Origin of the sequence: Floccifex sp., from assembly GCF_051873555.1 — a bacterium.
Classification (GTDB): Bacteria; Bacillota_I; Bacilli_A; order Erysipelotrichales; family Erysipelotrichaceae; genus Floccifex.
Map to the genome: position 1 here is coordinate 1 of NZ_JBJEEY010000040.1, position 14,481 is coordinate 14,481.

Below are 14,481 nucleotides of genomic sequence, written 5' to 3' on the forward strand. Positions count from 1 at the left end.
ATGATTAGCGCAATTTTTTTTATTTTAGGGTTATTTACTCGTTACAGCCCCTTTTCAATTTCTGTAATTTTTTGAATACGCTGAATATGTCTTGGACCATTTGAAAATGGTGTATCAATAAAAGTACGTACAATATCTTTAGCTGTTTCAATTCCAGTTGTTCTTTGTCCAAGAGATAAAACATTGGCATCATTATGTTCACGAGTTAAACGAGCCATTGTTACATCAGTACACAAAGCACAGCGAATTCCTTTTACTTTATTGCACACAATAGAAATTCCAATTCCTGTTCCACACATCACGATTCCTAAATCCGCTTCTTTTTGAACGACTTTTTGTGCTACTTTATAAGCATAATCCGGATAATCCACACTTTCCGGTCCATCACATCCTACATTAATAACAGTATGACCCAATTGTTCTAACATAGTCATGATTTCATTTTTATATTCATAAGCACCATGATCATTTCCAATCACAATTTTCATATGTACCTCTATTGCTTTGCTTTTAAAGCCATCATTTCTCGATTACGACTCGCTTGTCGTTTTTGTTTGAATTCCACAAAATGTTGAACCGTATTTTCATTTAAAATACCTAATTCCTCTAATTGATCAATAATAACCAATACATCGGCTACTTCTTCATTTAATTTCTCAAACATTTTTTCATCTTTAGGAAAACGTTTTACTTTATTCACAGCTTGAATAACTTCCGCAAATTCTTCCATAGCAATGTTGGTAATCATATCATATCCCCAAACACGATTGGTTTCTTTCACGATATTATTATTAATTTCAACTTTCATATTAAAAAACACCTCTTTCTTTGTACTATTATAGCACAATTATGAAGTGTTTTATAATTTGTCTTTTTTACAGAACGAAACAAAAGGACATTGATCGCATTTTGGATTTCTCGATGTACAAAGATATCGCCCAAAGAAAATCATATCATGATGACCCTGATTCCATCGATTCCGATCAATTTTACGTTTTAATTTTTCTTCTACTTTTTCAACACTATCGTCTTTTTTAGCTAAACCCAATCGCTTTGAAACTCTTTGAACATGTGTATCCACCGCAAAAGAAGGAATATCAAAAGCCACAGAGCGAACCACATTGGCTGTTTTTCTTCCAACTCCTGGTAAAGACATGAGTTCTTTATAAGTAGAGGGAACTTGTTCATTAAATTGTTCAACCAATGCTTTGCTTAAAGCCACAATAGAACGGGCTTTATTTTTATACAATCCAATGGAATGAATATAAGATTCAACATCTTTTACATCGGCATTAGCCATTTTCTTAGCCGTAGGATATGCCTGAAATAAAGATGGTGTAACTTTATTTACAGATACATCCGTTGTCTGTGCCGATAAAACAACGGCCACTAATAATTGAAATGGAGATTCATGGTGTAATTCACATTGTGCGTTGGGAAAAATCTTTTCAATTTGATCTAATATTTCATTGGCATTCATCGTTTTCCCTTTTCTATATCTTCAATTGATAATCCTTTATTCATCCATGAAATCAAAATTCTTTCAATATAATTTAAATCCACTTTTTCATAGACAACGGCTTCATTCAAAGCACAAATCACTCGTCTTTCATTATAAACCGATGCCATTTCCAGGATTCTTTGCATTTCATAAGACGATAAAGGTCTTTTAAATTCATATTCAAATGTTTCTAGTAAAGAAGAAGATAAAGGCATTCCCTTGGTTTCTTTTTGATAAATACCTTCGATATCAAAGAAAATATTTCCATCTTTCATTTCAATGGATAAATAACCTTTATCCGATAAAGATAAAAAAATTTCTTCTACTTCTTCCACTTTAATTTTTAATTTATCTGCAATAATTTCATGAGAAATCATCATATGAATTTCATTAAAATAATCCAATAATAAAAGCACCATAGCCTCATTCGCATTGACATGAAGCGTTTGCAGGTTTTCTAAAATCCAGTTACGGCGATTGAAAAAATTAGAATGAAACAAGCTCATTTATATCTCCCTTTCATATACACGAACAAATGTATCAAAATCAATTAAAATCATAGAATCTTTTCCTTTAATTTCATAACAAGGATTATTGTAGCCATAACCCAATTCAATGGACTGACAATCAATTCCATATTCTTCTTTCGCAACTTCTTTAGCCCTGTCATAATCCAGATCCGAGATTTCTCTTTTTGTAATGGTATCTCCATTTTCATCAAGCCAGTACAACGTCGTTTCTGTATATCCATTAAATGTCACATAATCAAAAATATGACACGTAATTCCCTTTATTCCTTTTACTCGTTTTTCGATTTTTTCAATGGTTGCTGCCCTTGATTCTTCATGGATGCGACTCGGCCCACTGATAAACAATGACCACATACAAGAAACAACCACAATCAACACAATACTTAAAATCAAAGTCAATCGTATAGAGGTCTTTGTTTTCACTTTTTTCATAAATATTCCTCAATCAAAGTATACACCAATTTTGCACTTTGATGACTGGCTAAAGACACATATTGAGAAAATTCCATCGCATTTTCGTGATGATAAATGGTATCACTTAAGGATCGTAAAATCACAAAAGGAACATGAAATACACTGGCAACTTGTCCAATAGCACCTGCTTCCATTTCTGAACAAACAGAAGAAGGAAATAAAGACATAACACGTTGAAAATCTTGTTTTCTTGCCATAAATAAGTCTTGAGAAGCAATGGCACCAACATGATAAGAAATATTACAATCTTGACATGCTTGAATACAAGCTTGTTTTAATTGTTCATCGGCTTGAAAATACAATCCTTGTCCTTTATCTCCATCTAAAGGAGTTGTATCAAAGTCTGCCTGAATAACAGTATCACTGATCACAATATCCAAGATATTTTCTTCTTCTATTAATCCACCGGCTGTTCCAATATTGATTATGGCACTTAATTTATTTTTTAAACACAAAATTGTCGTTGCCATGCTGGCCATGCCTTTGCCCACTCCACTTTTACAAACAACAACTTCTTTATTATGAATGGTTCCATATATACATTCTGTAAAGCCAATCACTTCTTTTCGATTCACATGAATAAACTTTAGGATTTCATTGACTTCTGCATCCATTGCCGCAATAATTCCAATCATATTACTTCCTCCTGCAAATATAAAAATACTTTTCGCCACTTTGGATTCCATTTAAATTAAAATCCGTTGTCACTTGTTCAACCACAAAATATTTTTCCAGTGTTTCTTGCAGCCATTTTGGATCATACACTCTTTGAAGATGATGTTCCTGTATAATTTGTCCATTATCCAGATAAAACGCAAAATCTTGATAAATCCAGTCATCTTCCGATGTGATGGACCATTGATATTGACAATCCTCAAAGCATCCTGTTTCATTGAATTCTTCTAAAAATTCTTCTAGACGATCCAATGAATGTGTATCAAAGAAAAACAATCCATTTTCATTTAAATGTTGATATACTTCAAAAAAGAACATATCTACTTCTTCTTTTGACAAAATATAATTAAAGCTATCGCATAAACAAGAAATCGCATCAAAAGATGATAAATTAGATAAATGCTTCATGTCTTGACAATAAAAACGAATTTTATGATGAATATCTTTTCCCTTGGCCCGTTCAATCATTCCCTTGGACAAATCCAAAGCCGATACCTGATATCCATCATTAGCTAAAGACAACGTAATTTCTCCACTTCCACAGGCAAGTTCCAATAAAGAACAAGGCGAAATTCTTTGTTCAATCCAATTCACCCAGGCTTGTGTTGCTTGATCATCTTTGACTAATTCATCATAATAAAACGACAATTGATCATATATCATATCGAACAACTGGAACATCACAATACAAACGATCCAGCTGATACACCTGCCTTTCTTCTTGAACAAACAAATGAACAATGGTTTCTTTTAAATCCAATAAAATCCATTTCGAATCACTGTTACCTTCCATTAAAAACGACTGATTCCATCCTGCTTCTTTTAATCGATCGCGAATGTTTTGGGCAATCGCATTGTTCTGACGAATATTTTGTGTACTGCAAATAATAACGTGATCAAAAAATGGTGTTATTTCTTTCACATCATAATCAAAAATATCATATCCTTTTTTTTCATCAATTGCTTTTAAAACAACTTCATTGATTTCCATTTAATTTTCCTCTAAATATTTTTTATTTTCCATTAATTCGTATTCAAAACCCTTTTTTAAATCTTGTTTACATAGTTCAATTCCATAAGAAGTATCATAATTACGTAAAGGATCTAATTTATCTGCACAGAAAATCATCATCGCATAAGGATCGTTGCTGGTTCCTAATACATGATGATAAATCGCATTTTTAATTTGTTCATCGTGTATTTCGAAAATACGATCCACAATCTCACTTCCCACAAATCCATGCCAGACAGCAGGTGCATAAAATTTATTTTCCGGGCATAAAATATCCATCCATGGTTCCATTTCTGATTTTGTCATACTTTTCGCAATATCATGAAACAAACCAATGTAATATGCTTTTTGAACATCTAAATGATGACACAGAGCCAATTCTTCACATAAACGAGCAACCGATACACTATGCGCAAAACGCTTGGGCTTCACTCGACTTTGAACAAAATTTTCAACATATAAACGATGCTGATAAATATAATCCAGTACTCCTTCTTCTAAATAATTTAATTTATTTCCTTTTCGGATTTCACTACTTGAAACAAGCACGTCTTTCATTTGAAGACATTGTACATTAAATTCTGTTTTATGAATTTTATAGTCCCGATTAAAACAAACCATAGAAACGAGTTCACAAATTTCTTGTGCATCTTTCCATAAATGAAATTGTTTTAACTGATCATTTCCTATCATCCAGTAAAAATCATCTTCAGGATATTGTTTTCTTAAATGACGTACCGTATCAATGGTATAACTCATCCCTTTTCGATCCATTTCCAATGTATTTAGCTTAAAATTTGGATACTTTTTTATGGAAATCAAAATCATATTTTTACGATGTATATCTTCTGTCAAGTCACGATCTTTCAATGGTGTTTTACTACTTGGCAAAAACCAGACCTCATCCAAAGACAATTGGATCATTGCTTGTTGTGCTAAGGCAATATGTCCAGAATGAATTGGATCAAAGGATCCTCCTAAAATACCAATTTTCATTTTTTTATTCCTAATTTATTTTCTTTACTTCTTCTATATAAAACAAATGTATGACCTACAATATGAATAATTTCACTATTTGTTGCACTCGCACATTCAATAGCTGCTTCACGAACCGTAATGGGACTTGTTTTTAATAAATTACATTTTACTAATTCATGGGCCTCTAAAGAATCCGATAACGTTTGAATAAAATTATCACTGATTCCTTCTTTTCCCACTTGAAATAAAGACTTATAGTCCATACTTAATTTTCTTAAATATTTTTTATTTTGATTTGAAATCATTAAATCATCGCCTTTCTAAATGTAACATAAATGCCTTTATGCACTTTTACACTTACTTCCTGTATATCACCACTCACACAGAACCAGCCAATTCCATGAATCACTACATCCATTTTATTTCCTTTCATCTTTGAATGATATGTATGCATCGTCAATAGAGATGTATCTAAACACGGAGACAACATTTCATTTAAGTGTTTTTGCCAAAGCGTATCGGCTTTTTCTAATTTTCCTCGATGAATCGCAATTGAACGAGAAAAATAAGCAACTACACTAGCCTTTCCATTGACTTTAACATCTAAACGAGCCAATCCCGCTGCCGCAAATGACTGATCTTCATAGATTTGTGACACAAATGGTCGAATTGTTTTATTGGGAATGACAGTTTTTAAGTCTTTACTTGATAAATACGTTAAAATACTGTGATTGTTTTCAATTCCCGGGGTATCATAAATTGTATATCCATCTTGTACAATTGGAACCAAGTCCAATGTTGTTCCTGGATTACAAGACGTTGTTAATACTTTATTTTGGTTTAAGTGATTTAAGATTGTGGACTTTCCAACATTGGCTACACCCATAAAAACTACATCTTTTCCATTTCGATAATAATCAATGGCTTGTTCAATAAATTCAATGGATTCTTTAGCATCGTCATTGTTTTTAATTAAAGAAGACGACAATAGAATATCTTTTACCACAATATTTTCTTCTTGTAGACGATCCTGCACAAATGCACTGATTTTTTCAACTGTTAAAGTTTTTGGCAATAAATCTCGTTTCGTTAAAACGAGAATGATATCTTTATTTGGAAGTTTCTGATTGATTTTTGGAATCAAACTTGATTCAAACGCAAATAAATCAACAATCCAGAAGACAACGGCATCAATTTCATTGATTTTATTAAAAGTTTGTGTAGATTCAATGCCTTGTTGCATAGAAATCAAAACATCGCCATAATTTCGAATTTTAAAACAACGCTGACAATAAATCGCATCTAAACTAGGAACATATCCAATTTCTTTTGGCCTTTCATTTTGAAGAGCGACTCCACATCCTTTACAATACGCTACCATTTTCTTCACCTCGCTTTTCCATATTATAATAAGAAACAATAGATTCTGCACATTTTATTCCGTCAATTGCACTTGTCATGATACCACCTGCATAGCCAGATCCTTCTCCACATGGATAAATACCTCTTATATTGGCTTGTAAAGAAGCATCTCTTAATATACGAACACTTGAAGAGCTTCTTGATTCAACAGCTGACAAAATTGCACCCGAAGAAACAAATCCAGGTACTTTTTGTTCATAGGCTTGTAAAGCTTCATGAAGCGCAAGATTAACGGGTTCACTAAATAATTCATTTAAATTCGCAAATACATAGCCTAATTCATACGTTGGCTGTACTTGTTCTAAATGATTGGATACTTGATTGTTTAAATAATCACTTGCCAATTGAACAAGTGTTTTATAGGAATTTGCCATTTGATACGCTTTTTTTTCTAATTTTTCCTGATATTGTAAACCTGCAAATAAAGAAGAACCATAATCACTTTCATTGATTTGCACGAGTAAAGCACTATTGGCATTTTTCCCATTACGAGACGCATAACTCATTCCATTAATAACGAGTTGTTCTTTTTGACAACTGCAAGGAATGACATAACCACCTGGACACATACAAAAAGTATAGACACCTTTTTGATTGGATGCTGTATATGTTAATTGATAACGAGCCGGTATCAAACGAGGATCTTTGGCATATTCTTTCAACATCGCCTGATTAATGTATTCTTGTGTATGTTCAATTCGTACACCAATGGCATAGGGTTTATTTTCCATTTGAATTCCATTTTGATGCAACATATAAATGGTATCACTTGCTGAATGTCCTGTACTTAAAATCATAGCTTGGCATGGAATCCATTTTTCATTGACTTGAATCGCCTGTAATTGATTATTTTCTACTTTGATATCTTCTAATTTTGAGTCAAAATAGAAAAATCCTCCCAATCGTTTTATTTCATTTCGAATATTGACAATAATATCGACAAAAGCATCGGTCCCAATATGCGGATGGGCATCTATCAATATTTCCTCTTTTGCGCCAAATCGATGTAATTCTTCCAAAACTTTACGAGCTCGACTATCTTTTGAACGAGTTGTAAGTTTTCCATCACTAAATGTTCCTGCTCCACCTTCACCATATTGGACGTTGCATTCTTCATCCAATTGTCCGGTTTTCCAAAATTGATTGACTTTGTCAATACGCATATGAATTTCACTTCCTCTTTCAATCACAATCGGACAATAGCCTTCTTGTGCTAAAATCAAAGCTGCAAACATGCCAGCCGGTCCAAATCCTACAACAACGGGTCGATGTTTTAAAGGGTGATTTCCTTTTGCGGGACAATGATAGGTTTCGTCTGGTTTAATTTGTATGTCTTTATTTTTTAATGCTTTTTTTTCATTTTTAATTTCGCAGTCGATGACATAAGAAAACAAGACCTTTTGTTTACGGGCATCCACGCTTTTTCTATGAATACGCCACGAAAAAAGGTCTTTCTGTGAAATATTCAATTTTTTCAATAGCTGTTTCTTGATTTCATCTAAATCATCTTCACTGCATTTTACTTGAAAAACTCGAATCATATTTTTATACCAAATGATTTAAAATCGGATACTTTTCTTTATAACGAATCACTAAAGTCGCAAATCCTTGCGACAATGCCAAAGTCACAAAATAAACCACTAAATGAGCTTGATCAAATACATTTAATAAGACTTTAGCAAACAAAATATGAGATGTATAAATTAACAAAGACTCGTTTCGCATTGTCATATAAGAGTCTTTATATGGAATATCGATGGTCAGCATCCAGTTCACAAAAAAATAAACAGCTGGAATTAAGCACAAATACATGCATGTTAAATCTCTTAAAATGCCTGTGAAACGATAAATTGTTACTTCAATAACCATTAACACAAAACTAATCATAAACCCAATCGCATTGACTTTTTTTGGTAGTCGTCTTGTCTTTGACAACAATAAGCCCATGGATACAAACATAGGTCCAAAAAAGAAACCATTTCGTGCGGTTGTGAACACTTTTGTGAAAAAGGAATAGAAAAAAGAAATCAATGGGAGTTGTTCCCATACAGGGGCATATACATTAATAAAATAGCCTGCGATATAAAGAATTAAACTCACTTTTAATGTTGTCATCATTCCTTTTTTCGAATAAAGAAAAGAAACAATTATAGTAGCTGTTATTAAAGCTGGTAAAAACCATAAATGATAGTAGCTTCCATTCAATAAAAAATCTCTTATATAAGAAAAAATACTTGAGATATGGAATCCATTTCTTGTATAGTCCCAAATGGAATATGGAAGATAAATAACAGTCCAAATCAAATAAATTTTTAATAAACGAAATAAATAATGTTTTAAATTATCTGTATTTTCTTCTTTGTTGTTACTCCATTTACGGAAAAAGAAAAAACCAGATGTAGTAAAGAAAAATGGAACCGCAATACGACATATTGTCTGTATCCAATATGTATTTAATGTTTCACTGATTTCATATAAAGGAAATGTATGAATACAAACTACCAGTAAAGCGGAAAAATATTTGGCGATATCTATCATCGCATACTTCTTTTTTGTCATTTAACCCTCTTTTCCAAACGCGGAACCCGAGAAGTAATACAAGACAGTGTTTCATTGTTGATGGAATGCGCTTTTCGACTTATTTCATCAACTGTAACGCGTTGCCCCTTCTGCGTTCCAATAATACATACTTCATCCCCTTGTTGTACAGATTCTACATTTGTCACATCGACCATGCATTGATCCATACAAATATTACCAATCAATGGGCATTTCACTCCATTGACAATGACTTCTAAATTTTGATTGGATACCATTCGAGGAAGTCCATCAGCATATCCTATGCTGATAGTTGCGACTTTTGTTGGTTTGTTCGCAATATAGTGGCGACCATAGCTTACACTTTGTCCTTTTTGTATCCATTTTACTAAACTGACATTCGCATATAGCGAAAGAATGGGAATAAAATCCGGATTTGATACAATGTCAATTGAATCATCACTCGTTACGCCCATATATAATAAACCAGGTCGACAATAATCAAATCCTAAATCTCCATAATTTAAAATACCATAGCTATTTTGAATATGACGAATGCCAGGTTCAATGCCTTCTTGTTTTAAATTTTCTAAGACTTCCTGAAACAATTCAATTTGATGAAGTGTAAAAGCCTTGCTGACATTGCTTAATTCATCACTTACTGGAAAATGAGAAAAAATTCCTTCCACTTGAATATGAGACAAACGATATTCCTGAATAATTTTGTCCATATTCTTTTCCTGATCCTGATAAATTATGCCTGTTCGACACATTCCTGTATCTACTTTACAATGTGCACGAAGTACAACATTGTTTTCTTTGGCATAGGCATTTAATTGAAGAGCATACTCAAATGAAACAAGTGACTGAACAATATTTTGTTCATGTAAATAATGAAAATGTTCATTTGGTGTATATCCCAAAATTAAAATATTTTCCTGAATACCTGCCTGACGCAAACGCAACGCTTCATCGATACTGGAAACGCCAAAAAAATCAATGCCACATTCTCGTAATGCTTTAGCACATGTCACATCTCCATGTCCATAAGCATTCGCTTTAACAATGCCCATGATTTTTGTATTTCCTGCAATTTTTTGGATTTCATTGACATTGTGAGCAATCGCAGTTGTATCAATTTCTGCCCAGCAGCGACTATAGGATTCTAACATGCACCAACCACCCTTTGCATGGCTAATTCAATCAATTGATCAATTAAATCTGGAAAAGACAATCCAGCTTCTTTCATCATAGAAGGATAACGAGAAGTGTCTGTAAAACCAGGAAGTGTATTCAATTCATTTAAAATCACTCTCTGATCTTTTGTCACAAACATATCTACACGAGCTAATCCAGAACAATTCATCGCAACATAAACACGCTTTGCCAAGTCTTGTGCCTGGTCAAATGTTTCTTTTGAAATACGAGCTGGACAATAGATATTAGCTCCATCCATGGCATATTTTCCTTCAAAATCAAAGATACCGCGTGTAATTTCAATTTCATCACAACTACCTGTTACTATTTTATCATTACCCATGACGGCACAACCAATTTCAAAACCATCAATCATTTCTTCCACTAAGATTTTTCCTCTTCCATCATAGAAAAAAGCTTCTTTAACAGCTGCATCAAATTCTTCTTTATTTGATACTTTAGATACACCATAGCTGCTGCCTGCATTACATGGTTTTACTATCCATGGTAATTCAAATTCTTTTTGAATGTCTTCAAATGTTGGATTTTCTTTTCTTTGATTTAAACAAACATATTTTGCACATGGAATTTTAGCTTCATCGCATAAAATATGCATAATTTCTTTGTCCATTGAAATAGCAGAACTCATGGTATCACATCCAACATAATGAATATTCATCACTTCAAACAATCCTTGAAGTGTACCATCTTCACAGTTTTTTCCATGAACGACTGGAAAAACGCAATCTAATTCAATTTTTTGATTCGAACCATCTAATAAAATAATTCCCTTGTGTGTCCAGGCACATGGAATACAAGTGTCTTCTTTTTTCCAGTGATCATGTTCTAAATCATCGATGGAACCTGAATACACATAGAAATGTCCTTCTTGATCAATTCCAATTTTTGTGATGTCATATTTTTCTGAACGAATTTGTCTTAAAAACGATGCCGTGGAATGCAAAGAAACAGAATATTCACTGCTTTGTCCACCAAAAACAACGCCTAATTTTAACATGTTTTTGCCTCCTCTAATAATGCACTTACAATTTTATCCATAGCCATTGCTCGTGAACCCTTCACAAGAATGACACAGTCTGAATGAATATATGGCTTTAAAACCTGGATACATTCTTCCTTTGTTTCAAACCATTGTCCATTGTACGCCTTTGCGCTAAATTTTGACAGAGGTCCCGTACAAATTAATTCATTTATTTGCTTGAATTTAGCATATTCTCCAATCGAAGTATGCAATGATATTTCATTTTCTCCTAAATCCAGCATATCTGCTAAAACCGCAATATGACAAGTAGATGGAATACTCATTAATGTATCAATGGCAGCTTTTGCACTTTCTGGATTAGATTTATAGGAGTCATCTAGAATTTTAGCTTTTCCACAAGAAAGAAGCTGCGTTCTCATCTTTGTCATTTCCATTGAAGAAAGCCCTTTTAAAATGGAAGAAATTTGAAGTCCATAATCCAGTGCCAAAGCAATGCAAGGAAGAGCATTAGTTGCTTGATGAGCACCTAAAGCATGAACTACTACTTTATCATCAAAACAGGAGCAATGAAATTCCATTGTGTCTTCTTTTATATTTAAATCAGAAGTAATACAGATTTTGCTTCCTTTTCCAAAAGCAATTGCTTTTTTGTTTCCAAAATTCAAGGTAGAAAGAACTTGTTCAATTTCAGGACATTCTTTATTATAGTAAAGAATACCGTCTTCTTTCATACACTCAAATATTTCACATTTTGCTTGTGCAATCTGATACTTTCCTCCCAAATTTTCCATATGAGCCGATCCAATCGTTGTTATGATGGCTTGATTTGGCTGTGCAATAGAACATAAAAACTCAATTTCACGTCGATTTTCCATTCCCATTTCTAAGATTCCGACTTCTATATCTTCATCAAAATCCAAAATTGTTAGAGGTAAACCAATTTCATTGTTATGATTTCCCATTGTTTTTTGCGTTTTCTTTTCCTGTGCAAAAATACTATATAACATATCTTTACAGCTTGTTTTTCCATTGGATCCTGTCACTGCAATAACATCACAATGCAATTGACTTAAATAAACTTTAGCAAGTGTTTGTAAAGCCGATAAAGTATCGTCTACTAAGATATAATTTACTTTTTCTGGATATGGAAGATGATCTTTTTGCCATAAAGTGGCACCCATATGATCTTGAATACCTTCCACAAAAGAATGACCATCTACTTTTTGTCCAATCATTGGTATATATAATGAATGAGAAGTAACTTCTCGAGAATCAATTTTCACGCCTTCAATCATTTCTTCTATATTTCCAAATGCTTGTGCATTTAGCATTTGAGCAATTTCCTTTATACTTTTTTTTATCATTTTTATAAACCCCTATTTGTTTTTTATTATAACATAATTCATTGAAATTCACGTAATTATTAACGAATTCCATAAATTAGGTTTCATTCCCCACTTTTTTTAAAAAAATGGCTATTTTGTAAAAATTTCTTATTGAAAATTAAAGAAAAAATACCATTTCACATATTTTCCCATATTTATCACATATTTTCAGATACTATCTATGGTATACTTCTATCAAGCAAGGAACAAAGAAAGCCTTGCCGGTATGAATTGATATTCATACTAATTTTCTATCCCCTTAATTTATGAAAAGACAAGCATCCCCTTAGCTTGTCTTTTCGCTTTTTTATAGACTTCTTTTTTTAAATGTATTGTATTATTATAGTAGTTGTAAAAGGAGTGAACATCATGTGTATTTTCTGTTCAATTGTCAAAAAAGAAATTCCAAATTATACGATTTATGAAGATGAAAGTGTTTTAGCTTTTTTAGATGTAAATCCAACCGCAAAAGGTCATACGCTAGTTATACCGAAAACACACTATGACTCTTTTATAGAATGTGATTCAAATGATTTACATCATGTGATGAATGTTGCCCAAAAAATTGCCAAAAAAATGGAAACTGAGCTTCCATGTGATGGTGTCAATGTCTTAACAAATGTACGCCAGGCTGCTGGACAAAGTGTTAATCATTTCCATGTTCATTTAATTCCTCGTTATAAAAATCAAGATGTCGTACAAATTGAATTTAAGCCAATTGAAGCTGTCGATTATAATGAAATTATTAAAAAGATTGGATTTTAGTTATGAAACAAGTATTTGAAATTGGACTTGAACTAATCAAGAAAATTGAAGAAACACAAAGTGAAAATCTGGAAACAGCTGGTAAATGGATTGCTCATGCATTTATGAATAATCATGATTTCTTTGTCAGTGGTTCTGGACATTCTCATACAGTTGCCGAAGAATTTTATGGACGTGCTGGTGGTTTGGCGTTTGTCAAACCTATTTTAACCACTGAATTAACTTTAACAGAACATCCAACAAAAAGTTCTTATTTAGAACGTTTAAATGGTTATGCATCTATTCTTGTGGATTTATATCATATTTCACAAGATGATGTTGTTTTAATTGCTTCTAATTCTGGTCGCAACGCCTATCCAGTAGAATTAGCCTTTGAATCTAAAAAGAAAGGCGCAAAAGTTATTGCCATTACAAATCTCAATCATTCTTCCCAAGTTAGTTCTCGACACGAATCTGGTCTTTTATTAAAAGATATTGCCGATTTAGTCATTGACAATTGTGGCGTTGTGGGCGATAGTGCTTTACAGCTAGAAGGAATGAATGTAGGATTATGTCCAACATCCAGTATGGCAAATTCATTTATTGTACAGGCTATTAATGTAGCATGTGCAGAAGAATTATTAAAAAATGGTATACAACCTCCTGTTTTTGTTTCACTAAATTGCGATGGAAATGAAAATGTAAATGATATTTTATTCAAAAAATATACGCGCCAATATTAAAAAAATGTCTGCATCTTGCAGGCATTTTTCATTACACTAAACAATCATTTGATTTTGACAGCCACTCTTTTACCTGGGATATACTACATTCTACAACTTCTGCGATATCTTTTATATCCATTCCTTTAATTTGTAATTTAAGCACTGTTTTCTCTTTTTCTTCCAGTTTTCCTTTTGCTTCTCCTTGTGCCATACCTTGAGCTATTCCCTGAGATATACCTTGAGCTATACCTTGAGCCATGCCTTCAGCTATCGCTTTATTTCTAAATTTTTCTAAAG

General features: G+C 32.7%; 19 protein-coding genes. 2 read left to right on the forward strand and 17 right to left on the reverse strand.

Going from position 1 to position 14,481, the window contains the following annotated elements:
* Positions 1-41: 41 nt before the first annotated feature.
* From rpiB to ACI32A_RS02465, 16 genes are read right to left on the reverse strand one after another with little or no spacing between them, the layout of a single operon-like run.
* Complete coding sequence (gene rpiB, locus ACI32A_RS02390) at positions 42-488, reverse strand: ribose 5-phosphate isomerase B (protein WP_439753424.1); 447 nt, start codon at positions 486-488, stop codon at positions 42-44.
* Between the two features lie 8 nt (positions 489-496).
* A complete protein-coding gene (locus ACI32A_RS02395; RefSeq protein ID WP_439753425.1) occupies positions 497-808 on the reverse strand; it encodes a hypothetical protein in 312 nt (103 codons plus the stop codon).
* 51 nt (positions 809-859) lie between these two features.
* Entirely contained in the window at positions 860-1,480 is a 621-nt protein-coding gene (nth, locus tag ACI32A_RS02400) for an endonuclease III (protein WP_439753426.1), read from the reverse strand.
* Positions 1,477-2,007 (reverse strand): DnaD domain-containing protein, encoded by a 531-nt coding sequence (locus ACI32A_RS02405; protein ID WP_439753427.1) that lies wholly within the window; start codon positions 2,005-2,007, stop codon positions 1,477-1,479. Before ACI32A_RS02405 ends, nth begins: the two co-directional genes overlap by 4 nt.
* Positions 2,008-2,463 carry a hypothetical protein gene (locus ACI32A_RS02410; RefSeq protein WP_439753428.1) on the reverse strand — a complete coding sequence of 152 codons (456 nt, stop codon included), beginning with the start codon at positions 2,461-2,463 and terminating at the stop codon, positions 2,008-2,010.
* Positions 2,460-3,140, reverse strand: coding sequence for a 5'-methylthioadenosine/adenosylhomocysteine nucleosidase (locus ACI32A_RS02415; RefSeq protein WP_439753429.1), 681 nt, complete (start codon positions 3,138-3,140; stop codon positions 2,460-2,462). The genes ACI32A_RS02410 and ACI32A_RS02415 overlap by 4 nt, the downstream gene beginning before the upstream one ends.
* A gap of 1 nt (position 3,141) precedes the next feature.
* Entirely contained in the window at positions 3,142-3,843 is a 702-nt protein-coding gene (locus ACI32A_RS02420; protein ID WP_439753430.1) for a class I SAM-dependent DNA methyltransferase, read from the reverse strand.
* Positions 3,833-4,171 (reverse strand): ribosome silencing factor, encoded by a 339-nt coding sequence (gene rsfS, locus ACI32A_RS02425; RefSeq protein WP_439753431.1) that lies wholly within the window; start codon positions 4,169-4,171, stop codon positions 3,833-3,835. Before rsfS ends, ACI32A_RS02420 begins: the two co-directional genes overlap by 11 nt.
* A complete protein-coding gene (locus ACI32A_RS02430) occupies positions 4,172-5,188 on the reverse strand; it encodes a nicotinate-nucleotide adenylyltransferase (protein ID WP_439753432.1) in 1,017 nt (338 codons plus the stop codon). It lies immediately after the preceding gene.
* The gene (locus ACI32A_RS02435) at positions 5,185-5,475 is read right to left on the reverse strand and encodes a YhbY family RNA-binding protein (protein ID WP_439753433.1); all 291 of its coding nucleotides are present in this window, start codon (positions 5,473-5,475) and stop codon (positions 5,185-5,187) included. Before ACI32A_RS02435 ends, ACI32A_RS02430 begins: the two co-directional genes overlap by 4 nt.
* Positions 5,475-6,551, reverse strand: a complete 1,077-nt coding sequence (gene yqeH, locus ACI32A_RS02440) for a ribosome biogenesis GTPase YqeH (protein ID WP_439753434.1) — start codon at positions 6,549-6,551, stop codon at positions 5,475-5,477. Before yqeH ends, ACI32A_RS02435 begins: the two co-directional genes overlap by 1 nt.
* Positions 6,535-8,133 carry an NAD(P)/FAD-dependent oxidoreductase gene (locus ACI32A_RS02445; protein ID WP_439753435.1) on the reverse strand — a complete coding sequence of 533 codons (1,599 nt, stop codon included), beginning with the start codon at positions 8,131-8,133 and terminating at the stop codon, positions 6,535-6,537. Before ACI32A_RS02445 ends, yqeH begins: the two co-directional genes overlap by 17 nt.
* A gap of 4 nt (positions 8,134-8,137) precedes the next feature.
* Complete coding sequence (locus ACI32A_RS02450; RefSeq protein ID WP_439753436.1) at positions 8,138-9,151, reverse strand: acyltransferase family protein; 1,014 nt, start codon at positions 9,149-9,151, stop codon at positions 8,138-8,140.
* Positions 9,148-10,302, reverse strand: a complete 1,155-nt coding sequence (alr, locus tag ACI32A_RS02455; RefSeq protein ID WP_439753437.1) for an alanine racemase — start codon at positions 10,300-10,302, stop codon at positions 9,148-9,150. Before alr ends, ACI32A_RS02450 begins: the two co-directional genes overlap by 4 nt.
* On the reverse strand, positions 10,296-11,345 hold the full coding sequence (locus tag ACI32A_RS02460; protein WP_439753438.1) for a D-alanine--D-alanine ligase family protein: 1,050 nt from the start codon (positions 11,343-11,345) through the stop codon (positions 10,296-10,298). The genes alr and ACI32A_RS02460 overlap by 7 nt, the downstream gene beginning before the upstream one ends.
* Positions 11,339-12,694, reverse strand: coding sequence for a UDP-N-acetylmuramoyl-tripeptide--D-alanyl-D-alanine ligase (locus tag ACI32A_RS02465; protein ID WP_439753439.1), 1,356 nt, complete (start codon positions 12,692-12,694; stop codon positions 11,339-11,341). Before ACI32A_RS02465 ends, ACI32A_RS02460 begins: the two co-directional genes overlap by 7 nt.
* A 390-nt stretch (positions 12,695-13,084) precedes the next feature.
* Between ACI32A_RS02465 and ACI32A_RS02470 the strand changes: the two genes are divergently transcribed.
* A complete protein-coding gene (locus ACI32A_RS02470; protein WP_439753440.1) occupies positions 13,085-13,480 on the forward strand; it encodes an HIT family protein in 396 nt (131 codons plus the stop codon).
* A gap of 2 nt (positions 13,481-13,482) precedes the next feature.
* Positions 13,483-14,202, forward strand: coding sequence for a sugar isomerase domain-containing protein (locus tag ACI32A_RS02475; protein WP_439753441.1), 720 nt, complete (start codon positions 13,483-13,485; stop codon positions 14,200-14,202).
* Positions 14,203-14,233: 31 nt separating this feature from the next.
* On the opposite strand, the gene ACI32A_RS02480 is transcribed toward ACI32A_RS02475, so the two are convergent.
* A partial coding sequence (locus ACI32A_RS02480; protein ID WP_439753442.1) for a sigma factor-like helix-turn-helix DNA-binding protein occupies positions 14,234-14,481 on the reverse strand: 248 nt, incomplete at its 5' end.